This is a genomic window from Sphingomonas sp. BRN-1R (genome assembly GCF_057748035.1).
Genome location: NZ_CM173236.1, coordinates 1,004,072 through 1,025,157, shown reverse-complemented (window position 1 = coordinate 1,025,157; position 21,086 = coordinate 1,004,072). Strand labels below are relative to the sequence as shown.

General features: G+C 66.8%; 26 protein-coding genes and 1 tRNA gene. 19 read left to right on the top strand and 8 right to left on the bottom strand.

The features are described 5' to 3' along the window. Positions 1–25 precede the first annotated feature (25 nt). On the top strand, positions 26–454 hold the full coding sequence (locus tag AC3ANX_RS04675; RefSeq protein ID WP_488335865.1) for an OsmC family protein: 429 nt from the start codon (positions 26–28) through the stop codon (positions 452–454). A gap of 103 nt (positions 455–557) precedes the next feature. Further along, on the top strand, positions 558–1,121 hold the full coding sequence (locus AC3ANX_RS04670) for a glycine zipper 2TM domain-containing protein (protein WP_488335864.1): 564 nt from the start codon (positions 558–560) through the stop codon (positions 1,119–1,121). Positions 1,122–1,173: 52 nt separating this feature from the next. Here AC3ANX_RS04670 and AC3ANX_RS04665 read toward each other — a convergent pair whose 3' ends face one another. Then, complete coding sequence (locus AC3ANX_RS04665; RefSeq protein WP_488335863.1) at positions 1,174–1,431, bottom strand: hypothetical protein; 258 nt, start codon at positions 1,429–1,431, stop codon at positions 1,174–1,176. A 121-nt stretch (positions 1,432–1,552) separates the two neighbouring features. Between AC3ANX_RS04665 and AC3ANX_RS04660 the strand changes: the two genes are divergently transcribed. Then, positions 1,553–2,323, top strand: a complete 771-nt coding sequence (locus AC3ANX_RS04660) for a hypothetical protein (protein ID WP_488335862.1) — start codon at positions 1,553–1,555, stop codon at positions 2,321–2,323. 105 nt (positions 2,324–2,428) lie between these two features. Here the strand turns inward: AC3ANX_RS04660 and gmk are convergent, their stop codons facing one another. Genes gmk through fumC form a run of 3 tightly spaced genes read right to left on the bottom strand, consistent with a single transcriptional unit; the run spans position 2,429 to position 4,794 of the window. Further along, positions 2,429–3,079, bottom strand: a complete 651-nt coding sequence (gene gmk / locus AC3ANX_RS04655) for a guanylate kinase (RefSeq protein ID WP_488335861.1) — start codon at positions 3,077–3,079, stop codon at positions 2,429–2,431. Positions 3,080–3,128: 49 nt separating this feature from the next. Beyond that, positions 3,129–3,350: a hypothetical protein gene (locus tag AC3ANX_RS04650; protein WP_488335860.1), complete on the bottom strand. Its 222-nt coding sequence runs from the start codon at positions 3,348–3,350 to the stop codon at positions 3,129–3,131. A 58-nt stretch (positions 3,351–3,408) separates the two neighbouring features. Continuing rightward, positions 3,409–4,794, bottom strand: a complete 1,386-nt coding sequence (gene fumC / locus AC3ANX_RS04645) for a class II fumarate hydratase (protein ID WP_488335859.1) — start codon at positions 4,792–4,794, stop codon at positions 3,409–3,411. A 118-nt stretch (positions 4,795–4,912) separates the two neighbouring features. Between fumC and AC3ANX_RS04640 the strand changes: the two genes are divergently transcribed. Then, positions 4,913–5,530 (top strand): hypothetical protein, encoded by a 618-nt coding sequence (locus AC3ANX_RS04640; protein ID WP_488335858.1) that lies wholly within the window; start codon positions 4,913–4,915, stop codon positions 5,528–5,530. 142 nt (positions 5,531–5,672) lie between these two features. Here AC3ANX_RS04640 and AC3ANX_RS04635 read toward each other — a convergent pair whose 3' ends face one another. After that, on the bottom strand, positions 5,673–6,155 hold the full coding sequence (locus tag AC3ANX_RS04635) for an SspB family protein (RefSeq protein WP_488335857.1): 483 nt from the start codon (positions 6,153–6,155) through the stop codon (positions 5,673–5,675). Between the two features lie 97 nt (positions 6,156–6,252). Between AC3ANX_RS04635 and hisB the strand changes: the two genes are divergently transcribed. The 15 genes from hisB (at position 6,253) to AC3ANX_RS04560 (ending at position 16,544) form a co-directional block, all read left to right on the top strand. Continuing rightward, a complete protein-coding gene (hisB, locus tag AC3ANX_RS04630; protein WP_488335856.1) occupies positions 6,253–6,840 on the top strand; it encodes an imidazoleglycerol-phosphate dehydratase HisB in 588 nt (195 codons plus the stop codon). Positions 6,841–7,036: 196 nt separating this feature from the next. Then, entirely contained in the window at positions 7,037–7,642 is a 606-nt protein-coding gene (gene hisH / locus AC3ANX_RS04625) for an imidazole glycerol phosphate synthase subunit HisH (protein ID WP_488335855.1), read from the top strand. Positions 7,643–7,762: 120 nt separating this feature from the next. Continuing rightward, the gene (gene hisA / locus AC3ANX_RS04620; RefSeq protein ID WP_488335854.1) at positions 7,763–8,497 is read left to right on the top strand and encodes a 1-(5-phosphoribosyl)-5-[(5-phosphoribosylamino)methylideneamino]imidazole-4-carboxamide isomerase; all 735 of its coding nucleotides are present in this window, start codon (positions 7,763–7,765) and stop codon (positions 8,495–8,497) included. After that, positions 8,494–8,733, top strand: coding sequence for a hypothetical protein (locus tag AC3ANX_RS04615; RefSeq protein WP_488335853.1), 240 nt, complete (start codon positions 8,494–8,496; stop codon positions 8,731–8,733). Before hisA ends, AC3ANX_RS04615 begins: the two co-directional genes overlap by 4 nt. Beyond that, positions 8,730–9,497, top strand: coding sequence for an imidazole glycerol phosphate synthase subunit HisF (hisF, locus tag AC3ANX_RS04610; protein ID WP_488335852.1), 768 nt, complete (start codon positions 8,730–8,732; stop codon positions 9,495–9,497). Before AC3ANX_RS04615 ends, hisF begins: the two co-directional genes overlap by 4 nt. Positions 9,498–9,621: 124 nt before the next feature. Then, on the top strand, positions 9,622–9,804 hold the full coding sequence (locus tag AC3ANX_RS04605) for a hypothetical protein (RefSeq protein WP_488335851.1): 183 nt from the start codon (positions 9,622–9,624) through the stop codon (positions 9,802–9,804). Positions 9,805–9,809: 5 nt separating this feature from the next. Beyond that, positions 9,810–10,127, top strand: coding sequence for a phosphoribosyl-ATP diphosphatase (locus tag AC3ANX_RS04600; RefSeq protein ID WP_488335850.1), 318 nt, complete (start codon positions 9,810–9,812; stop codon positions 10,125–10,127). An 80-nt stretch (positions 10,128–10,207) separates the two neighbouring features. Further along, entirely contained in the window at positions 10,208–10,588 is a 381-nt protein-coding gene (locus tag AC3ANX_RS04595; protein WP_488335849.1) for an HIT domain-containing protein, read from the top strand. Positions 10,589–10,692: 104 nt separating this feature from the next. Further along, positions 10,693–12,255 carry an amino acid permease gene (locus AC3ANX_RS04590; protein WP_488335848.1) on the top strand — a complete coding sequence of 521 codons (1,563 nt, stop codon included), beginning with the start codon at positions 10,693–10,695 and terminating at the stop codon, positions 12,253–12,255. 50 nt (positions 12,256–12,305) lie between these two features. Then, positions 12,306–14,351 (top strand): alpha/beta hydrolase family protein, encoded by a 2,046-nt coding sequence (locus AC3ANX_RS04585; RefSeq protein ID WP_488336883.1) that lies wholly within the window; start codon positions 12,306–12,308, stop codon positions 14,349–14,351. 104 nt (positions 14,352–14,455) lie between these two features. Continuing rightward, positions 14,456–14,674, top strand: a complete 219-nt coding sequence (gene infA / locus AC3ANX_RS04580; protein ID WP_003049127.1) for a translation initiation factor IF-1 — start codon at positions 14,456–14,458, stop codon at positions 14,672–14,674. A 42-nt stretch (positions 14,675–14,716) separates the two neighbouring features. Then, a complete protein-coding gene (locus AC3ANX_RS04575; protein WP_488335847.1) occupies positions 14,717–15,292 on the top strand; it encodes a Maf family protein in 576 nt (191 codons plus the stop codon). Further along, the gene (locus tag AC3ANX_RS04570) at positions 15,285–16,232 is read left to right on the top strand and encodes a ribonuclease (protein ID WP_488335846.1); all 948 of its coding nucleotides are present in this window, start codon (positions 15,285–15,287) and stop codon (positions 16,230–16,232) included. The genes AC3ANX_RS04575 and AC3ANX_RS04570 overlap by 8 nt, the downstream gene beginning before the upstream one ends. Next, positions 16,232–16,435, top strand: a complete 204-nt coding sequence (locus AC3ANX_RS04565; protein WP_488336882.1) for a DNA gyrase inhibitor YacG — start codon at positions 16,232–16,234, stop codon at positions 16,433–16,435. Before AC3ANX_RS04570 ends, AC3ANX_RS04565 begins: the two co-directional genes overlap by 1 nt. Before the next feature lie 33 nt (positions 16,436–16,468). After that, positions 16,469–16,544, top strand: a tRNA-Phe gene (locus AC3ANX_RS04560). Between the two features lie 181 nt (positions 16,545–16,725). Here AC3ANX_RS04560 and AC3ANX_RS04555 read toward each other — a convergent pair. From AC3ANX_RS04555 to AC3ANX_RS04545, 3 genes are all read right to left on the bottom strand, one after another. Beyond that, positions 16,726–17,763: a cache domain-containing protein gene (locus AC3ANX_RS04555; RefSeq protein WP_488335845.1), complete on the bottom strand. Its 1,038-nt coding sequence runs from the start codon at positions 17,761–17,763 to the stop codon at positions 16,726–16,728. Positions 17,764–17,875: 112 nt separating this feature from the next. Then, on the bottom strand, positions 17,876–19,528 hold the full coding sequence (locus AC3ANX_RS04550; protein WP_488335844.1) for a response regulator: 1,653 nt from the start codon (positions 19,526–19,528) through the stop codon (positions 17,876–17,878). Beyond that, entirely contained in the window at positions 19,525–21,018 is a 1,494-nt protein-coding gene (locus tag AC3ANX_RS04545; protein WP_488335843.1) for an ATPase domain-containing protein, read from the bottom strand. The genes AC3ANX_RS04550 and AC3ANX_RS04545 overlap by 4 nt, the downstream gene beginning before the upstream one ends. Positions 21,019–21,086: the final 68 nt, after the last annotated feature.

Sequence of the window (21,086 nt, the reverse complement as noted above, 5' to 3'; positions counted from 1 at the left end):
GCCCGGGCACCCAAGGAGACGCATCATGACGACCCGTTCCGGTTCCGCACGCTACGAAGGCCTCGGCAAGGATGGCAAGGGCCATGTCTCGACCCAGTCGGGCGTGCTCAGCGACTCGCCCTACGGGTTCAGCACCCGCTTCGAGGACGAGCCCGGCACCAACCCGGAGGAGCTGATCGCCGCCGCCCACGCGAGCTGCTTCACCATGGCGCTGAGCTTCGCGCTGGCGCAGGCCGGCTTCTCGGCTGGCACGCTGGAAACGACCGCGAAGGTGACGGTGGTGCCGGCGGACGGCGGCTTCAAGATCACGCGGTCCGACCTCGACCTTACCGCGACGATCGACGGCATCGCGCCCGGGCAGTTCGAGGAGATTGCCGCGGGTGCCAAGGCGAACTGCCCGGTGTCGAAGCTGCTCAACGCCGAGATCACGCTCACGCACCACCTCAACGGCTGAGCGCGCGGATAAACATTGCGTGAACGCAACGTAGTTTGCCGTTCACGCAACTTCCGTCAGCCACCGGCGGTTCTGGATGCACGAACGACAAAGGATGACTGACATGCGCAAGCTGATCTTCGCCGCCCTCGCCGCGGCAACGCTGGTCCCGATGGCCTCCGCCACCGCGCAGGACCGTCAGTGGGACAACAACGGACGGCACGATCGCGATGGCGACCATGATCGTGGCAATCGCGGCGATCGCGGACCGGACGATCGCGGCCGTGGCGACTGGCATGGCGACCGCCGCGACGACCGTGGGCGGGGCGACCGCGCCGACTGGCGCGGCAACGGCAACCGCGACTGGCGTCAGTTCCGAGGCTATGACTATAACCGGCTCGAGCCGGGCCAGCGCGTCTATTATGCCGACCGCTATTACCGCGACGGCGGTTATTACCAGCCGCGCCGGCTCGGCCGTTATGACCGCATCTATCGCGGCGGCAACGGGCGCTATTACTGCCGCCGTTCGGACGGCACGACCGGCCTCATCATCGGCGGTCTCGCCGGCGGTGCGCTCGGCAACGTCCTGTCGAACGGGCGGTCGAGCACGCTGGGCACCCTGCTCGGCGTAGCGGGCGGCGCGGCACTCGGCAGTTCGATCGATCGCGGTCAGGTCGTCTGCCGCTAAGGTTCGAAGACTACCGACAGGCCCGGCGGGAAACCGCCGGGCCTTTTGCGTTTCAGATGATGCCGTGGCCGAGCATCAGCCGTAGCGCGCAGAACACCAACAGCACGAGGTTGAGGTTGCGCCCGCTGCGATGCGACGAGAGCATGCCCACCACCAGCCCGAACAGCGCGACCGGGATCAGGAACCAGTTGAACCAGCCGAACAGCGGGATGAACCCGATGATCGCGCCGAAGAACACCAGCACGCCGACCAGGATTGAAAGCAGATTGAGCATGGCGCCGAGGATGCCGCTCGCGGCGGCGATACGCAAGCGGCGTGCGCACGGTTAACATGCATTTCACGCATTAACCCCGTTCCCGCCTTCGATCTTAACGGAAAATACGGCATGCGGGCGCATTGTCCGCCGCGTACATGGATTGGGAGCTTCTGGAATGCGTCGTAACCGGCTGATCGCCGCACTCGCGCTTGCGCTGGCGACCGCTGGCTGCGGCGCGCGCACCAGCGAGCAGGGCAACCTCGATTCGCTCGACAACCAGCTCGCCGACGCGGGCAACGGCAACAGCCGCGATCCGGCGATGATGGCGGCGCTGCACGACCAGATCATGGTCGACCCCGCGCTCGCCCAGCAGGCCAACAACGATGCGGTGCGCCCGCCCGCGCAACCCTATTCGGGCGCGGTGCCGGCCGACACGGTGACGGCATCGGCCAGCGGTGCGACAACGGGTGCCGATACCAGCGAGACGCTCAAATCCGCCCCTGCTCCGCGCGCCGACGGATCATGCCCGCAATGCGACGCGGCGCGCCAGTCGCTGACGCTCGGCGCGCTCGCCGCGCGCCAGAAGGACAAGCGCACCGCCGGTTGCGCGGGCGACATGCGTTATTCGGCAAGCTGGGCGACACGCCTCCCCACCGACCTGCCGCTCTATCCCGATGCGCGGGTGAGCGAAGCGGCGGGCACCTCCGCAGGCGGCTGCGCGCTGCGCGCGGTCAGCTTCGCGACCTCGGCCTCGCTCCAGACGGTGATCGACTGGTATTACACCCGCGCATCGGGCGCGGGCTTCGCCGCCGAACATGAGGCGGACGGCAGCCAGCATGTGCTCGGCGGCACGCGCGGGCGCGACGGCGCCGCGTTCGCGCTGTTCCTCACCGCGCGCGGCGACGGCGGCACCGACGTCGATTTGGTGGCGAACAACGGGAGTTGAGCGGGGTCGCCCTTCCTCATCCGTTCGTGTCGAGCGAAGTCGAGACACTTGGCGCCAAGTGTCTCGACTTCGCTCGACACGAACGGGTGGTTAGGCGCTTACAAATCAGCGCAGCAGCTTGCGGATGAACCCGATGATCCCGGTCTGGCGCGACCGCTTGAGCCGCTCCGCCGCGAGGATCGTCTTCACGCTGGCGAAGCATTCCTCGACATCGTCGTTGACGAGCACATAGTCATAGCCGTCCCAGTGGCTAACCTCGTTGGCGGCGCGCGCCATGCGGGCGTCGATCACCGCCTGCGAATCGGTGGCGCGGCGTTCGAGCCGCTCGCGCAGGATCTCCATCGACGGCGGCAGGATGAAGATGCGGACGATATCGCCGCCGGCGAGTTGGTGAAGCTGCTGCGCGCCCTGCCAGTCGATATCGAACAGGATATCGCGCCCCTCTTCCAGCACATGCCAGACCTGCGACTTGGGCGTGCCGTAGCGGTGATCGAACACGTGCGCCCATTCGAGGAACTCGTGGTTGCCAACCATCTCGCGGAAGCGTTCGAGATCGACGAAGTGATAGTCGACGCCATCGACCTCGCCCGGGCGCATCGGCCGGGTGGTGTACGATACCGACATGCCGAGTTCAGGCTCGTCGGCGAGCAATTTGCGCGCGATCGTGGATTTGCCCGCGCCCGACGGCGAGGACAGGACGAACAGCACGCCACGGCGTTTGAAGCCGTGCGGATCGGCGGGGTCGAAAGTGCTCATCGCGCGCTCATCGCGCGTGGGTGCCGCCTACGTCAAGGCGGGAAGACGGTTACGCCTCCGCATCGCCCGCGCCGAACGCCGCATCCTTGAGCTTGCCGATGCCGCGCAGCACCAGCCAGCCGGTCGCGAAGGTGAGCGCGAGCGGGATCACCGCGCGGATCACGGTCGCGGCGACCGCACCCTCGATCGCGCCGTCGACCGTGCTGTCGTCGCCGTCCGAACCGTCGATCGCCGCCCCGATTGCCGCGCCGATCATCGTGCTGAAGTTCATGTCGTGTCTCCGTTCGGGAGGACAAAGCACGAGCCGGCGCGATGTTCCGCGCGCGAAATCACACCATCGTCTCGGGCCGCACCAGCCGGTCGAACGTGTCGGCATCGACCAGCCCGAGGTCGAGCCCCGCTTCCTTGAGCGTCAGTCCCTCGGCATGCGCGTGCTTGGCGATCTTGGCGGCATTGTCGTAGCCGATCTCGGGCGCGAGCGCCGTTACTAGCATCAGCGAACGATCGACCAGTTCTGCGATGCGCCCGCGATTGGGCTCGATCCCGTCCAAGCAGCGCTCGGCGAAGCTCTGCATGCCGATGCTGAGCAGATGCACCGAGCGCAGCACCGCCGCCCCGATCAGCGGCTTGAACACGTTAAGTTCGAGATGCCCCTGCATTCCCCCGACCGTCACCGCCTGATGGTTGCCGATCACCTGCGCCGCGACCATCGTCAGCATCTCGCACTGGGTCGGGTTGACCTTGCCCGGCATGATCGAGCTGCCCGGCTCGTTGGCGGGCAAGTCGATCTCGCCGAGGCCGGAGCGCGGGCCGGAGCCGAGCAGGCGAATGTCGTTGGCGATCTTGGTGAGCGCCACCGCCAGCGTGTTGAGCCGCCCGGAGAAATCCACCAGCGTATCATGCGTCGCCAGCGCCTCGAACTTGTTGGGCGCGGTCTCGAACGGCAGCCCGGTCAGCGTCGCGATCTCGGCGGCGATATCCTCCGCAAAGCCGGCAGGCGTGTTGAGCCCGGTGCCGACCGCCGTGCCGCCTTGCGCCAGCTTGCAAAGGCCATGTTCGATCAACGGCACGGTGCGCGTCCGCGCGAGCCGAACCTGCGCATAATAGCCTGAAAACTCCTGCCCGAGCGTGACCGGAGTCGCATCCTGCAAATGCGTGCGGCCGATCTTGACGATATCGCCCCACGCCTGAACCTTCGAGAGCAACGACGCTTCGAGCTGTTCGAGCGCAGGCACCAGATCGCGCGTCGCGGCGATCGCGGCGGCGATGTGCAGCGCGGTCGGGAAGCTGTCGTTGGACGACTGGCTCATGTTGACATGATCGTTGGGGTGGACCGGGGCCTTGCCGCCGCGCTTGCCCGACAGGATCTCGTTGGCGCGGCCGGCGATCACCTCGTTGACGTTCATGTTGCTCTGCGTGCCGCTGCCGGTCTGCCAGATGACGAGCGGGAACTGATCGTCGTGGTCGCCTGCGATCACCTCGGCGGCGGCGGTGTCGATCGCGTCGGCGATCCCGGCGGCGAGACCGTGCTTGCGGTTCACCCGCGCCGCCGCCTGCTTCACGATCGCGAGCGCATGGACGATGCCGATCGGCATCCGCTCGGTCGCGCCGAACGGGAAATTCTCGATGCTGCGCTGGGTCTGCGCACCCCAGTAGGCGTCGGCGGGCACTTGGATCGCGCCGATCGAGTCGGTTTCGGTGCGGGTGTCGGTCATGGGAACCTCGGAACGGAGCTGGGGGTCGAACATAGGACGCATGATCGGGAATTTCGATGCGCGGTAACGGGCGGTGCCGTTAACGCGATCTCATCTCCCTCAGGTGAAGATCGCAGCCATGCGCACTCTCTATCTCGCCGCCCTGCTAGGCCTGACCGCAACCGCCGCAGCGGCGAAGCCGGGCGATGACATACCAATGGTCGTGATCGGGTTGCCGTTCCGGCCGGAGACGCCGCAACCGGTCGCCCCCACCCACCCGCTCTATCATCGCGTGCAGGTCGGCGAGATCGACGGCCTGCCCGCGGTCGTCAAAAGCTCCTCGCTCAACTTCATCGGTGCCGCCAAACGCGCGAGCGTCAATGCCGCGCTCCGCGACAGCTTGCAGTCGATGCACTTGCTCGCCGAAGCGCCTGCCGATGCACGCTTCCGGCTGACGGTGACGTGGCTGGCGGGGCGTGCGCCGTTCCACATCGGCAGCCACAACACGGCGAGCGTCACGCTGCACTACCGGCTTGCGCGGATCGACAATGGCCGGGTTCTGTTCGACCGCGACATCACGACCGCGAGCGATGGCGGCGGCGTGGACGCTTCGATGCGGGACAACGGCATCGTTCGCGCCGCGACCGGGGTAAATTTCGCGTCCGCTGCCAATTGTCTCGACCACGCCGCGTATGGCACCGCGCCGCGTGACTGCGCGCTGGTGCCGAAGTTCCATGTATCGGTAGAGCGTCGGTAGCGGGGGTGAGGCCGTCACGGGAGTGAATCCCGTAAGCCTGCCCTCGCGCAGGCGAGGGTCGGACGCGGGCGTTGCCCGCGCCGGCCGGTCGGGAGCGTCGCTGGCGCGACCGCCTCGTAGCGTCGCTACGCGGCTCGCTCCCTTATTTCTTCCGCTTGAAGTCCACGCTCACGACGTTCGAGCCATCCTCGACCGGCGTCACGCCCGGGCCGTCGTTCTCGGCGCTGTCCTGCGGATCGGGGCCTTCGGGGCCTTCCTGCGCCTGGAAGCGCAGTTCGAAGTTCACCGCCGGATCGTGGAAGCCGGTGATCGCCGAATAGGGAATCACCAGTTTGGATGGCACCTGGTTGAAGCTCAGCCCGACCGAGAACTTCGAATCATCAACCAGCAGATCCCAGAAACGGTTCTGCATGACGATCGTCATCTCGTCGGGGAAACGCTCCATCAGGCGCTGCGGGATGTCGACGCCAGCCGCCTGCGTCTTGAAGGTGATGTAGAAATGGTGGTCGCCCGGCAGGCCGCCGTTCGACGCGACCGAGCCGAGCACGCGCCCGACCACGGCACGCAGCGCCTCCTGTACGATCTCGTCATACGGAATCAGGCTGTCTGGCATTCCATCGCTCATGCGCCCTTGGGTAGCGGGGTTTGCCCGGGGGTCAAGGTTCGAGCGCGAAGTTTCCCCTTCCGATTGCATGACGGCCAGCGCGCGCTATGGAGACGCGATGCGCACCGCCACCATCTCGCGCTCCACCAAGGAGACGTCGATCGACGTGACCGTCAACCTCGACGGCACCGGGCTCTATCAGGTCTCGACCGGGATCGGCTTCTTCGATCACATGCTCGAACAATTGTCGCGCCATTCGCTGATCGACCTCACCGTCAAGACGGTCGGCGATCTGCACATCGACGAGCATCACACCGTCGAGGATACTGGCATCGCCATCGGCGAGGCGGTGGCCAGGGCGCTCGGCGACAAGACCGGCATCCGCCGCTACGGCGACGCGCTGTCGCCGATGGACGAGACGCTGGTGCGCGTCGCGATCGACATTTCGGGGCGGCCGTATCTGGTGTGGAAGTGCGACTTCACGATGGAACGGCTGGGCAGCATGGATACCGAGATGTTCGGCCACTTCTTCCACAGCTTCGCCGGCGCGGCCGGGCTGACGCTGCATATCGAGAAGCTGTACGGCACCAACAACCACCATATCGCCGAGGGCGCATTCAAAGGCGTCGCGCGGGCCTTGCGCACCGCGACCGAGATCGATCCGCGCAAGGCGGACGCGATCCCGAGCACCAAGGGGGTATTGTGATGCCCCTCCTCAAGCCGTCACCCCGCGCCTTGTCGTCACCCCAGCGAAAGCTGGGGTCTTCCTGGGGCTGGCGTTCCACCCGGCACGCTGAGACCCCAGCTTTCGCTGGGGTGACGATAGAGGTGTGGGATCAGGCTGCCGGCCAATCCAGCCGCGTAGCGGCGCCGGCCTGCGCTGGGGTGACGAGTTTGGCGGTATGACGCTCGCCCTCATCGACTATGGCGCGGGCAACCTGCATTCGGTCGCCAATGCGTTGAAGGCAGCGGGTGCGGACGATGTCGCGATCACCGCCGACGCCGCCGTGGTCGCCAAGGCCGACCGCATCGTCCTACCCGGCGTCGGCGCGTTCGCCGCCTGCGCCTCGGCTTTGCGCGCGGTGCCTGGTATGGTCGAGGCGATGGAGCAGCGCGTCCACCGTGATGGCGTGCCGTTCCTCGGCATCTGCGTGGGCATGCAGTTGCTGGCCGACACCGGCGAGGAGTTCGGCGTGCATCCCGGCCTAGGCTGGATCAAGGGCACGGTCCGCCGCCTCGCCCCCGCTGATCCCTCCGCCAAGGTGCCGCATATGGGCTGGAACGACGTCGTGCCGGTGCGCGACCATGCGATGATCCCGCGCGGGGAGGCCTATTTCCTGCACAGCTACGCCTTCACCGGTGCGGATGTCGTCGCCACCAGCGATCATGCCGGCCCGGTCGTCGCCGCGATCGGGCGCGACAACGTGCTCGGCGTGCAGTTCCATCCCGAAAAGAGCCAGCGCTACGGGCTGGAGTTCCTGTCACGGTTCCTGACGTGGAAGCCGTGACCGTAGCCCGCCACGTCATCCCAGCGCAAGCTGGGATCTCCCGGTATGGGCGGGGCGCCCTCCCCATTCAGACCCCAGCGTTCGCTGGGGTGACGCATATGGCCAAGCGACGGATTTGATATGACCCTCATCGTCTTCCCCGCGATCGACCTCAAGGGCGGTCAGGTCGTGCGCCTCGCCGAGGGCGATATGGACCGCGCCACTGTCTATGGTGACGATCCCGCCGCGCAGGCGATGCTGTTCGCCGATGCCGGCGCGGAGTATCTGCATGTGGTCGATCTCGACGGCGCGTTCGCGGGCGCGTCGGTCAACGGCGATGCGGTGCGCAGCATCGTCGAGCGCTTCCCCGGCCATGTGCAACTCGGCGGCGGCATCCGCACGCGCGAATCGATCGAGCGCTGGTTCGATCTCGGCGTGTCGCGCGTGGTGATCGGCACCGCCGCGCTGGAGAACCCTGATCTGGTGCGCGAGGCGGCGCGCGCGTTTCCCGGCGGCATCGTCGTCGCGGTCGATGCGCGCGACGGCTTCGTCGCCACCAAGGGTTGGGCGGACATCTCGACCGTCACGGTCACCGACATGGCGCGCCGGTTCGAGGATGCCGGCGTCGCGGCGCTGCTGTTCACCGATGTCGGGCGGGACGGGCTGCTCAAAGGCTGCAACGTCGAGGCGACCGTTGATCTCGCGCGCGCGGTCCGCATCCCCGTGATCGCGAGCGGCGGCGTGGCGGGAATCGGCGAGATCCACGTGCTCGCGCTCCATGCCCGCGACGGCGTGGAGGGCGTCATCACCGGGCGTGCGCTGTACGACGGGCGGCTCGATCTGGCGACGGCGCTGGCGGTGGCGAAGGCGGCGTGAGCGATATAATCGGCGCTACCGTTCTCTCCGGGATCGGGATCTACGCTGGTTACATCACATACGCTGATTATCAGGCGCGAAAGGTCCGCGTTTTGCTCGCGCGTGGCGAACAATCGATTTTCAACCGCCAAGACGATCCGCGCTGGTTTCTGCCGGTCGTTGCCGTCAATTTCGGGGTCGCTGCCGGCTTCTTCGTCTGCGGGCTGTTACTGCTTAGGTTGGGGTTGCAAGAATGACCGTCCGCGCGCGCGTGATCCCCTGTCTCGACGTGGCAAACGGCCGCGTCGTCAAGGGCGTCAACTTCGTCGACCTCAAGGATGCCGGCGATCCGGTCGAGCAGGCACGCGCCTACGACGCCGCGGGCGCGGACGAGCTGTGTTTCCTCGACATCACCGCCAGCCACGAGGCGCGCGGCACGATCCTCGACGTGGTGCGGCGCACGGCGGAGGTGTGCTTCATGCCGGTCACGGTCGGCGGCGGCGTGCGATCGGCCGAGGATGCGCGCGCGCTGCTGCTGGCAGGGGCGGACAAGGTTGCGGTCAATTCGGCGACGGTGACGCGTCCGGAGGTAGTGGCGGAGATCGCCGACCGCTTCGGCAGCCAGTGCATCGTCGCTTCGATCGATGCGCGCCGCAGCGCAGACGGCTGGGAGGTGTTCACCCACGGCGGGCGGCGCGGCACCGGTATCGACGCAGTCGCGCATGCGGTGCGGCTCGCCGAGCTTGGTGCGGGCGAGTTGCTCGTCACCTCGATGGACCGCGACGGCACGCGCAGCGGCTTCGACCTCGACCTGACGCGCACGATCGCGGACCGGGTCGGCGTGCCAGTGGTCGCCTCGGGCGGCGTCGGGGGCCTGAGCGATCTTGTCGCCGGCGTGGTCGAGGGGCATGCCAGCGCGGTGCTGGCGGCTTCGATCTTCCACTTCGGCGACGCCAGCATTGCGGACGCGCATGCCGCGCTCGCGGCGGCGGGGATACCGGTGCGGCGGCCGATTGCCTGATCCGTCGCCCCGGCGCAGGCCGGGGCCGCTGCGTAATCTGGCAGGCGCATTGAACCAAACTCGGCGGCCCCTGCGCCGGGGCGACGAGTGTGGCAATCCGCCGTGGCGCTGCTAAGACGCGCTTATGCCCTTCACTCTCCTCCTCGCCTCCGCCGCCCATACCGGCGTGCCCGTCGAGCGGACCGCCCCGGCCGCGTCCGATATCGCTTTGTTCGTGATGGCGGCGATCGGCGTGTTCCTCGTCCGCCGTGCTTTGCGCAAGCGCTTCCTCAAGCCCCGGCAGAAGCCGCCGGTCGAACGGGACTGACACGCATGGACGACATTCTCGACACGCTGGAAGCGACGATCCGCGCGCGCAAGGGCGCCGACCCTGCCTCATCCTACGTCGCCAAGCTGTTCGGTAAGGGCCGCGCCAAGATCGCGCAGAAGGTCGGCGAGGAAGCGACCGAGACGGTGATCGCCGCCGTCTCCGAAAGCCGCCAAGCGCTCACCAGCGAGGCGGCGGACCTCGTCTTCCACCTGCTCGTGCTGCTCGCCGACGCGGACCTCAGCCTCGACGACGTGCGCGCCGAACTGCGCCGCCGCGAGGGGCTGTCGGGGATCGACGAGAAAGCCACGCGCCAGGCGTGATTCCCGTTCGTGCGAGCACAGGTGCCTCGACTTCGCTCAGCACGAACGGACTTGGGAATGACCGATCCGAAGGAGCCGCTATGCCGATCGACGCCACCCTGCCCTATGACGACCAGAACGTCTTCGCCAAGATCCTGCGCGGCGAGATCCCGTCGAAGCGGGTCTATGAAGACGATTATGCGGTCGCCTTCCACGACATCGCTCCGCAAGCGCCGACGCATCTGCTGGTGATCCCGCGCGGGGCCTATGTCTCGTGGGACGATTTCAGCGCGCGCGGCAGCGACGCGGAGATCGCCGGTTTCGTCCGCGCCGTCGGCGCGGTTGCGCGGGCGGCGGGGCTGGTCGCGCCGGGCTATCGGCTGCTCGCCAATACCGGCTTGGATTCGCATCAGGAGGTGCCGCACCTTCACGTCCATATCTTTGCCGGGCGCAAACTCGGGCCGATGCTCGCGGCGGACTGAGCGGTAAAGGGATTGCGTGACAGGAATTTACCGGTACGCTCGCGCCCATTCCGACAGAACGGCCAGTGAGAGCCGGGCGTTACCGATTTCCCGGGGGTTCCTTGATGATTTTTGGGCGTATTAAATCTCTGGACGCGATCCTCGCGACGGCGGAGAAGAAATCTCTCCACCGCTCGCTCGGCGTGTTTCAATTGACGATGCTCGGCGTCGGCGCCGTGATCGGCACCGGCATTTTCGTGCTGACTGCGACCGCCGCGCAAAAAGCGGGACCGGGCATGATCATGTCCTTCGTCGTCGCCGGCGCGGTCTGCATATTCGCTGCCTTGTGCTATTCCGAACTAGCGTCGATGGTGCCGGTCGCGGGGTCTGCCTACACCTATTCCTATGCGGTGATGGGCGAGTTGATGGCGTGGCTGGTCGGCTGGGCGCTGATCCTCGAATATGCGCTGGGGGCAAGTGCGGTGGCGGTCGGGTGGTCCGGCCACATCGTCGGCTTCCTCGACGGGTTCGGGATACATCTGCCGCATTTCCTCACGGTCGGGCCGAAGATCTCGCTCGGCTTCCTTGAGGGCGGTGAGGTCGGCGGCATCATCAACCTGCCGGCGGTGCTCGTCACCGGTTTCGTGACGTGGCTGCTGGTGATCGGCACCAAGGAAAGCGCCACCGTCAACGCCGTGCTCGTCGCCATCAAGATCGCCGCGCTGACGCTGTTCGCGATCATCACCGTGCCGATGATCATGGGCCACACCGCCAACTTCGCGCCGTTCGCCCCGCGCGGCTGGGGCAGCCTGGTCGGATCGACCGGCACCGGCGTGCTGGGTGCGGCCGCCTCGATCTTCTTCGCCTATGTCGGTTTTGATGCGGTTTCGACCGCGGCGGAGGAAACCAAGAACCCGCAGCGCAACGTGCCGATCGGGCTGATCGCCTCGCTCGCGATCTGCACGATCTTCTACATCGTCGTCGCCGCCGGCGCGATCGGCGCCTATGGCGCACAGCCGCTGATCGATGCGGCGACCGGCAAGTATTTCATCGAAGGCTCGCCCGAACTCTATGCCAGCGCCGCCTGCCAGTCGGCGACCGCGCCGCTGGTCTGTTCGAAGGAGGCGCTCGCTTATGTGCTGCGTCAGGTGTCGTCGCCGATCTTCGGCCAGATCGTCGGGCTTGCCGCGACGATCGCGCTGCCCTCGGTGGTGCTGCTGATGATGTTCGGCCAGACGCGTGTGTTCTTTGTGATGGCGCGCGACGGGCTGCTTCCCGCCAAGCTGTCGGCGGTGCATCCGCGCTACAAGACGCCTTATGTCGTGACGATCGTCACCGGCACGGTGGTCGCGGTCGCTGCGGCCTTCCTGCCGGTGGGTACGCTTGCCGATTATTCGAACTCGGGCACGCTGTTCGCGTTCGCGATGGTGTCGATCGGCGTGATGGTGCTGCGCATCACCGACAAGGGCCGCAAGCGCCCGTTCCGCACCCCGTTGGTGTGGGTGGTCGCGCCCTTGGCGATCATCGGCTGCCTGGTGCTGTTCTTCAGCCTCAACATCCAGTCGCAGGTGCTGTTCTTCGCCTGGACCGGGATCGGCCTGGTGCTCTACTTCCTGTATGGCTACCGCCGCTCGAACATCGCGCGTGGCGTGATGGACTCGGACGACGAGACCGCGCCGATCGTGTAAAAGCGTTCACCACAACTATCGCTTTTCCTGCCCCTTTCCTCGATTTAATCATGACTTCGCCGATCTGCCGCGCACGACGCGCCGGTCGGCGGGGACATTCCGGGGGGGGGGCATCGATGAAGGTTTCGCGCGCAGGCGCCGGTTCAGCAATATTTGGTCTCACGATGGTGATGGCATCGGTTGCATCCGGGCAAACCGAGCCTCCCGCACCGGCAGCGGCGGCAACAACAGCTTCGGCGCTTGACCCTGCTCCGCTCATCCCACTCGAAGCCTTTGCCGCGTTGCCGTTCATCGAGGCGCCGCAACTCTCGCCCGACGGCACACGCATCGCGACGCGTATCGCACTGCACGGCAAGCAGCGGCTCGCGATTGTGCCGGTCGCAGACAAATCGAAAATGGCATCGATCGATCCCGGCAAGCAGGATCTCAACGGCTGGCAGTGGGTCAACGATCAGTGGCTGGTGGTCCGCACCGGCAAGAGCCAACCGGTCGACGGTGACGATTTCTATGTCACCCGGGCAGTGAGCGTGTCCGCCGACGGCAAGAAGATCATTCCACTCGTGGCCGATCCGATGGGGCAGAATGGCGACGACATTCTGTGGAGCGCGCACGACGGCACGCCGCACGTGCTGATCGCCATGCAGCGAAGCATCTACGTTGGGCAGGATTTCTGGCCCGACGTCCGCGATTTCGATGTCTCAACCGGGCGCAGCAAGGAAGTCGTACCCTCCACCGACTCGGTGATGAGCTGGTATGCCGACGGGCGCGGTGTGGTGCGGTACGGCGTAGGATATAACGATCGGGACCGCACCTATCGTGCGTTGTACCGCGAGCAGCCAGGCACCTCGTTCAAGGTAATCGAGCGCGCCAAGGGCGCGGGCAATTCGCTCGACAATTACCCGGCGTTGTTCCTGCCCGAACCCGGCAAGGCGCTCGCCATCCACGATGATGCCGGCGGTTACTCGACGATTTACCCGCTCGACCTCAAGACCATGACGCGCGGCGCGCCGCTCTATTCGGTCTCAGGCTACGATGTGGACAGTCTGCTGACCGACGATGCGCAGACCCAGATGATCGGTGCGCGCTACACCGACACCCACCTCCACACGCATTGGACCGATCCGGTACTGGCCGGCATTCAGGATGATTTCGATAAAGCGATAGCGCCGCGCCACGCGCAGATCGTCTCGTGGAACAGCGATCGTTCGCGCCTCATCGTCAAGGTCAGCGAACCATCCTCCCCCGGCGCTTATTATCTCTACACACCCAAGGAAGGCGTGCTGCATCTGTTCGCCGTCACCAACAGTCAGCTCGACGGCAAGCGGCTCGCACCGGTGAAGACGATCACCTACAAAGCACGCGATGGGCTGGAGATCCGCGCGGTACTCACGCTGCCTGCCGGACGCGCGGCCAAAGACCTGCCGATGATCCTGATGCCGCACGGCGGCCCGATCGCGCGCGACGACGAGAGCTGGGATTGGTGGGCGCAGTTTCTCGCCAATCGCGGCTATGCGGTACTTCAGCCCAATTACCGCGGCTCCTCGGGATATGGCACCAAATTCACCGAGATGGGTCGTGGGCAGTGGGGCCTCGCCATGCAGGACGATCTGACCGACGCGGTCAGCTGGGCGATCAAGGCAGGGCTGGCGGATAGTAAGCGTGTGTGTATCGTCGGCGGCTCCTACGGCGGCTATGCGGCACTGCGCGCGGCGCAGCGCGACACGGGCATATACCGGTGCGCGGTATCGTTCGCGGGTGTTTCAGATATGCCGGGGATGGTCCGCTATGATGGCGCGTTCCTCAATGGCGGTCGCAACAAAGATTATTTTCGCGCCCGCTCGCCCGATCTGAACGCGGTGTCACCCGCCAACTTCGCGGCCGATTTCTCGATCCCCGTGCTGCTGATGCACGGCACTGACGACACCACCGTGCCCGTCAAGCAATCGCGGTTAATGGTTTCCCGGCTTAAAGCGGCGGGCAAGACCTACCGTTATATTGAACAACCGGGCGGCGACCACCATCTCTCATCCGAAGCCGACCGGGTCCAGTTCCTCAAAGAACTCGAGGCGTTCCTGAAGCAATACAATCCGGCGTGACGCGCCGGATTCACGGCGCCGCAGCCGCATGCTTCCCTTTGGAGCGCTTTGCGGCTATGGGCGCGCTTCACTTCGGATTCCCCTAAAGTTACCCAGAGGTTTGTTTGGCAAAAGAAGAACTGCTCGAAATGCGCGGACAGGTGGTGGAGCTTCTGCCCAACGCCATGTTCCGCGTCCGGCTTGAGAACGATCACGAAATCCTCGGCCACACCGCCGGCAAGATGCGCAAGAACCGCATCCGCGTGCTCGTCGGCGACGAGGTGCTGGTCGAGCTGACGCCCTATGATCTCACCAAGGGCCGTATCACCTATCGCTTCAAGTGATGCGCGCGGGGGCGCACGCCCGCTTCGAACCGAACCGACCCGATGACGCCTGAGCTGGTCCTCGCCTCCTCCTCGCCGCGCCGGCGCGATCTGCTTGCGCGGATCGGTGCCGTGCCCGCGCGGATCGAAGCGCCCGCGATCGACGAGACGCCGCGCCCGCGTGAGCTGCCGCGCGCCTATGCGCTGCGGCTGGCGCAGGAGAAAGCCGCCGCCGTCGCGCGCGGGGCCGACGAAGTGGTGATCGCAGGCGACACCACCGTCGCAGTCGGCCGCCGCATCCTGCCGCCCGCCGAAACCGAGGCGATCCAGCGCGAGCTGCTCGCCTTGCTGTCGGGCCGGCGTCACCATTGCATCAGCGCAGTCTGCGCGATTGACGCGAACGGCAAGATGCGCACCCGCATCGCCGACACGATCGTCACGTTCAAGCCGCTCTCTCCCGCCGAGATCGACGCGTACGTCGCGTGCGGCGAAGGGCTCGGCAAGGCCGGCGGTTACGCCATCCAAGGCCGCGCGGAGGCCTATGTGCGCTACCTCGCCGGTAGCCATTCGGGCGTGGTCGGCCTGCCGCTGTTCGAGACGCGGGCGCTGCTGATCGCCTCCGGCATCCCGCTTGGCTGAGTGGCTCTACGAAGACGGCATCGGCGAGGCGCGCGCGCTGCTGGTCGAGAATGGGCGCATCCTCAAAGCCCGCCTCGCGCTTGACGAGACCTGTCCAAGGCTGGGCGCGGTGCTGGCGGCGCGACTGATCGAGATCACGATCAAGGGTCGCGAGGGGCGCGTGACGTTCGATGGCGGCGAAGCGACGCTCCACGCGCTGCCGCCCGGCATCACGCAAGGTGCGGCGCTGACGGTCGAGATCACGCGCGAGGCGATCCGCGAGAGCGGCCGCGACAAGCTGCCACGCGCCTTCCCCACCGAAGCGCCGCTCCGCCCCGCCCCGACCTTGCTCGAACGGATCACCGCCGGCGGCACGGCGGTGCGCACCTGCCTGCCCCACCAGAGCGACGCGTTCGAGGCGGCTGGCTGGTCCGAGCTGATCGAGGAAGCGATCACCGGCGATATCGTCTTCCCCGGCGGCGCGCTGCGCATGACACCGACCCCGGCGATGACCCTCTTCGACGTCGACGGCTCGGGTCCGCTCGAACCGCTCGCCGTCGCGGCGGCGCGGGCGGTGGCGGCGGCGATCGTGCGGCACGATATCGGCGGCTCGATCGGCATCGACTTCCCGACGCTCGCCGGCAAGGGCCCGCGTCAGGCGGTGGCGGCGGAGATCGACGCCGGCCTACCGCAGCCGTTCGAACGCACCGCCGTCAACGGCTTCGGCTTCCTGCAAATCATCCGCCGGCGAACGCGCGAATCGCTGCCCGAACTGCTCCGCGCCGACCCGGCCGCGACCCGCGCGCGCGCGCTGCTGCGCACGATCGAGCGCACGCCCCCGCCGGTGCCCGCGCTGCACCCTGTCAGCGCGCCGATCCACGCCGCGCTCGCCCGTCGCCCGCACTGGCGCGACGCGCTCGCGCGGCGTACCGGCGCCGACATCCGTTTCGAGGTACGATGATGGCGAGAACCAAACCCTGCCCGCTTTGCGGCAAAGCGCCCCATCCCCTTCACGCGCCCTTCTGTAGCCAGGGCTGTCAGGACCGCGACCTGCTCAAATGGCTTGGTGAGGGCTATACGATTCCGGCTGGCCACCAGGAAGATCCCGACATTCTTGCGCATAACCGCGAAGACGGGGTGGACAGCGCCGAAAAGCCCGATTAAGGACGCGCCTCTCCGGTCCGCCAAGCGGATCATGCCCGGGTAGCTCAGTTGGTAGAGCATGCGATTGAAAATCGCAGTGTCGGCGGTTCGACTCCGTCCCCGGGCACCACTTTCACCCATCAGTCGAGCGTAAGCGGCGGCCCGCGTTACCTGCGCCGCCTTACGGCCGATCCCGCGCTGAAGCAGCTTTTCCCGGGCGCGGGGCGGCAGCATGGCACGCGCGAACAGTCTTCGGGTAGCGAGCGCCAGCGTTCAGCCGCCGCACATCGGCGCTATACCGTAGTGGCGTGTCAGGCTCGCTTGCGGCGCAGCGCTCCCGCGATATCCTCCTCGGTGGCGACATGTTCCTCGATGATGCAGCGCAGTTCGAGCGCGCTGATGCCATGTTCGGACACGACCGCCGCCTGCGCGACGTTGAGACCGTCGAACGCGCGGATCTGCGGGGCCACGCCTGTCGCGATATGCGGGTGCTTGCTGTGGTACGGATAGCTGCCGGTGGTCGCGACGATCCGCCCCCCGGTGTCGACGATGGAAACCACCGCATCGGCGGCGGAGCGTTTGAGCACGCTCATGATCGCCGCCGCCTGCCCTTCGAAATCGAACTCCAGATAGCAGACGCCGATGGTCGCACCGTCGAGCCGCACGGGTGCGACGTAGATCACCACCTTGCGATCGTTCGACCACGGGTTCTGCCAGACCTCGTCGGTCATCCACGTCACCGACGCGGGCGCGGCCAGCGCGCTTCTGAACTGGGTGTAGCCGCTGAAATCCACGCCGCGCACCGCGGCATTGGCATGCGCGCACACCGCGACCTTGCCCTCGGCATCGACCACGAAGGCGTTCAGGAAATAGGGCGAGCAGGCGAGCAGTGCGCGCAACCGTTCGAGCGCACGGTCCTGGATCTTGCTGGACGCGCCGTCGAGCAGCACCGCTTCCGCGATCGAGAAATCCGTGGCGAGCATCCGCACGTCGATCGAGCGATCGTAAAGGGTCCGCGCCAGCGTGTCGGCGAGCGACTGCGCAAGGTCGAGCAGCCGGCCGCCCTCGATCTCACGCGCGAGTTCGTCGGCGATCTGGGTGCCGTGCTGGAGATAGCCTAGGACCTCCTCGCGAAACTTCACCGCCGAGTTACGCGCGAGGCCGGCCAGCGCCTTCACCTCCTGCGCCACCACCGCGAACCCCCGCCCCGCCTCGCCCGAACGTGCCGCCTCGATCGTCGCGTTGAGTGCGAGCAGATTGGTGCGGCTGGCGATGGTCTCGGCCTGATCGGCGTGGGCGCGGACTTCGTCGCTGAGCGAATTGAGCAGGGTTCGGATTCGACGGGGCATCCACGACTTCCATCCACGAGACGCTTGGGAGCTAACAGAACTGCCTTAGCAATTGGTAACGCATCGGATTAACCATGCGCTCCACACGGCGTCGTGAAAACCGCCGCCGCGCTCAGTACGGGTCGGCAAGCGCGGCCACGCCCTTCCCGCTATATTCGAGCTGCAATGCGGCGGACAGTTCGACCAGGCCGAACGGTTTGTTGAGGCGGGTCAGTCCGGCAATCGGATCGGCAACACCGGTGTAGCCCGATATGAGCAGCACCGGCAGCCCGGGCCACCCGTTGCGGATGCGGCGGGCGAGTTCGGCGCCGTCCATGCGCGGCATCTTGTAATCGGTGACGACCATGTCGATCCCCGGCGTCTCGGCCAGCAGCGCCAGCGCCTCGGCACCGCCCTCCGCCTCATGGACGCGGTGGCCGAGCTGGCGGAGCATCTCGGCGGTGCCGCGCCGTACCAGTTCCTCGTCGTCGACGATCAGGATTTCGAGAATGCGGGACGGCTGGAGGCCTTGCGCCGCGGCAGGAGCCAGCTCCGGCGACGAGGAGGCTTCGGTGATCGGCATGTACAGCTCGGCGCGCGTGCCCTCGCCGGGCGTGCTCGACAGCACGAACGCCCCGCCGAGCTGCGCGGTCAGCCCGTGAACCATCGACAGGCCGAGCCCGGTGCCACGCCCCACGTCCTTGGTCGAGAAGAACGGCTCGATCGCGCGCGCCAGCGTATCGGCGTCCATGCCGGTGCCGCTGTCGATTACCGCAAGGCGGATGTAGGTGCCCGGCGGCAACTTGGGTTCGGTCGCCGCGCCCAGCCGGACGCTCTCCGCGGCGATCGTCAGATGGCCGCCGTCGGGCATGGCGTCGCGCGCGTTGACGCACAGGTTGAGGATGGCGAGTTCGAGCTGATTGGGGTCGGCAAGTGCCGGCGGCAGATCGGCCTCGCATGCCAGCCGCAGTTCGACCGTGGCCCCGACCGAACTGGCGACGAGATCGCGCATGCCCTCGATCAGCGCGGCGACATCGACGGCCCCGCGCTGCAACTCCTGCCGCCGCGCGAAGCCGAGCAACCGCTGCACGAGCGTCTTGGCACGCTCGCCAGCCTGTAGCGCGTTGGCGATCCAGCGCTGGACGCGCGGCTCCTGCCCCTCCAGCCTTTGCTGGAGAAGATCGAGCGCACCGATGATCGGGGTGAGCAGGTTGTTGAAATCATGCGCGACGCCGCCGGTGAGCTGCCCCAGCGTCTCGAGCTTCTGCGCCTCGTGCAATTGTTCGAGCGCGGCCTGACGCTCGGCGGTGCGTTCCTCCACCCGCCGCTCGAGTTCGGCCGCCAACCGATGGAGATCCTCCAGCCGCTGCCGCGCCTCGTACTGGCGCCGCCGCGCGCGCCGCGCCGAGCGCGCGAGGCTGATGAGCGTGGTCGGATGGAACGGCCGTTCGAGGAAGGTGACGTTGCCGAGCATCTCCAGATAGCGCGCCGCGGTCGGGTTGCGCTCCAGCCCGCCGCCGCGCAGCGTCAGCAGGATGAAGGGGAAGTCCGACCATTCGGGCTGCGCGGCGATCCAGCTCGCGAGCGGGTGGAGATCGGCGGTGCGCAGCGCTTCCTCGGTTATCAGCCCGAAGCCCGCGCCCGCCGCCAGCTCGGCGACGACCTGTTCGATCGAGCGGCATGGCACGCCAACCAGCCCGGCTTCGGCCAGCATCGCCGCCGCGACCTCCGCATCGCGCCCCTGCGGCGCCAGGATCAGCGCGCGTTCCGAAAGGTGCGGGCTCAATCGGGCTCCCCGGCCGTCAGCAGCAGATCGGCCGGATCGCCGATCATGCTCGGCACGCCGCGCAGCACCCCGTGGAACTGGGTGAGCGGCTCGCCCAGCGTGATGCCGCGCTGGTCGATGCGATATTCGCGGATCGTGTCCTCATGCGCGCCGGTGCGCTTCTTGATGACCGAGATGGCCCGGCGCACGCGGCCCGCCGCCTCGAAATAGCGCAGCAGGATCACCGTATCGGCAAGATAGGTGACATCGACCGGCGCCTTCATGTCGCCGACCAGACCATGCTGCGCGACCGTGAGGAAGGTCGATGTGCCCTGGCGGTTCAGATATTGCAGCAGTTCGTGCATGTGCAGGATCAGCGCCTGCTCGCCCGGCATCGCCGCCTGATAACCGTTGAGGCTGTCGATCACCACCGTCTGCGCGCCGTGGATCTCGACGCAGCGCCGCACCCGCTCGGTAAACTCGCCCGGCGTCAGTTCGGCCGCGTCGACCTGTTCGATGACGAGCTGATCGGTGTCCACCATCGCCTTCAGGTCGATGCCGAGCCCGAGCGCGCGATCGAACAGCAGCCCCAGCTCCTCGTCGAACACGAACATCGCGGCACGCTCGCCACGCTCGATCGCGGCGGTGATGAAGGTCAACGTCAGCAGCGATTTTCCCGTGCCGGCCGGTCCGAGGATCAGCGTGCTCGACCCACGCGTCAGACCGCCGCCGAGCAGGGCGTTCATCTCGGGCGACTGCGTCTGCACGATCTCGCGCCCGCTGTCGCCCTTGTGCTCGGCCGAGACCAGCCGCGGGAACACGCGGACGCCGCCTGGCTGGATCACAAAATCGTGATAGCCGCCGCGATACCGCTGGCCGCGATACTTCACGATCCGCGTGCGCCGTCGCTCCTTGCCGTAATCGGGCGCGAGTTCATCGAGGTGGATGACCCCGTGCGCGATGCTGTGCATCGTCTTGTCGTTGGTGTCGGCGGTGAGATCGTCGAGCATCAGCACGGTCGCACCATGCCGCGCGAAATAATGTTTGAGCGCGAGCGTCTGCCGGCGGAAGCGCAGCGGGCTCTGCGCGAGCAGCATGATCTCCGAAAGGCTGTCGAGCACCACGCGCTCGGGCTTGACCCGCTCCACCGCCTCGAAGATGCGCCGCGTGGTCTCGCCGAGTTCGAGATCGGACGAATAAAGCAGGCTCTGCTGCTGTTCCTCATCGAGCAGGTTCTCGGGCGGAATCAGCTCGAAGATGTCGATGCCGGTGAGATCCCAGCCATGCGAGGCAGCCCCGTTGCGGAATTCGTCCTCGGTTTCGGACAACGTGATGTAGAGCGCGCGCTCGCCCGCCGCCGCGCCCGCGATCAGGAACTGCGTGGCGATGGTGGTCTTGCCGGTGCCGGGGCTGCCTTCCAGCAGGAACAGCCGCCCGCGTGCGAGGCCGCCATCGGTTATGTCGTCGAAGCCCGCGATTCCGAAGGCGGCTTTATCTGTACGTTGCGTCATCGAACTTCCGATTCGGGGCTCCTGATATGTAAAGCTTTAGCGGCGATTTCGCTCCCGCGTCCTGATTC

Coding starts and splice junctions, on each gene's coding strand:
- AC3ANX_RS04660 (WP_488335862.1), top strand. CDS start 1,553: ATGCGTCGTAACCGGCTGATCGCCGCACTCGCGCTTGCGCTGGCGACC.
- AC3ANX_RS04565 (WP_488336882.1), top strand. CDS start 16,232: ATGGCGAGAACCAAACCCTGCCCGCTTTGCGGCAAAGCGCCCCATCCC.
- AC3ANX_RS04605 (WP_488335851.1), top strand. CDS start 9,622: ATGCCCTTCACTCTCCTCCTCGCCTCCGCCGCCCATACCGGCGTGCCC.
- fumC (WP_488335859.1), bottom strand. CDS start 4,794: ATGACCGACACCCGCACCGAAACCGACTCGATCGGCGCGATCCAAGTG.
- AC3ANX_RS04585 (WP_488336883.1), top strand. CDS start 12,306: ATGACTTCGCCGATCTGCCGCGCACGACGCGCCGGTCGGCGGGGACAT.
- hisF (WP_488335852.1), top strand. CDS start 8,730: ATGACCGTCCGCGCGCGCGTGATCCCCTGTCTCGACGTGGCAAACGGC.
- hisH (WP_488335855.1), top strand. CDS start 7,037: ATGACGCTCGCCCTCATCGACTATGGCGCGGGCAACCTGCATTCGGTC.
- AC3ANX_RS04675 (WP_488335865.1), top strand. CDS start 26: ATGACGACCCGTTCCGGTTCCGCACGCTACGAAGGCCTCGGCAAGGAT.
- AC3ANX_RS04670 (WP_488335864.1), top strand. CDS start 558: ATGCGCAAGCTGATCTTCGCCGCCCTCGCCGCGGCAACGCTGGTCCCG.
- hisB (WP_488335856.1), top strand. CDS start 6,253: ATGCGCACCGCCACCATCTCGCGCTCCACCAAGGAGACGTCGATCGAC.
- AC3ANX_RS04590 (WP_488335848.1), top strand. CDS start 10,693: ATGATTTTTGGGCGTATTAAATCTCTGGACGCGATCCTCGCGACGGCG.
- AC3ANX_RS04650 (WP_488335860.1), bottom strand. CDS start 3,350: ATGAACTTCAGCACGATGATCGGCGCGGCAATCGGGGCGGCGATCGAC.
- AC3ANX_RS04600 (WP_488335850.1), top strand. CDS start 9,810: ATGGACGACATTCTCGACACGCTGGAAGCGACGATCCGCGCGCGCAAG.
- AC3ANX_RS04640 (WP_488335858.1), top strand. CDS start 4,913: ATGCGCACTCTCTATCTCGCCGCCCTGCTAGGCCTGACCGCAACCGCC.
- AC3ANX_RS04555 (WP_488335845.1), bottom strand. CDS start 17,763: ATGCCCCGTCGAATCCGAACCCTGCTCAATTCGCTCAGCGACGAAGTC.
- AC3ANX_RS04595 (WP_488335849.1), top strand. CDS start 10,208: ATGCCGATCGACGCCACCCTGCCCTATGACGACCAGAACGTCTTCGCC.
- gmk (WP_488335861.1), bottom strand. CDS start 3,079: ATGAGCACTTTCGACCCCGCCGATCCGCACGGCTTCAAACGCCGTGGC.
- AC3ANX_RS04545 (WP_488335843.1), bottom strand. CDS start 21,018: ATGACGCAACGTACAGATAAAGCCGCCTTCGGAATCGCGGGCTTCGAC.
- hisA (WP_488335854.1), top strand. CDS start 7,763: ATGACCCTCATCGTCTTCCCCGCGATCGACCTCAAGGGCGGTCAGGTC.
- AC3ANX_RS04575 (WP_488335847.1), top strand. CDS start 14,717: ATGACGCCTGAGCTGGTCCTCGCCTCCTCCTCGCCGCGCCGGCGCGAT.
- AC3ANX_RS04635 (WP_488335857.1), bottom strand. CDS start 6,155: ATGAGCGATGGAATGCCAGACAGCCTGATTCCGTATGACGAGATCGTA.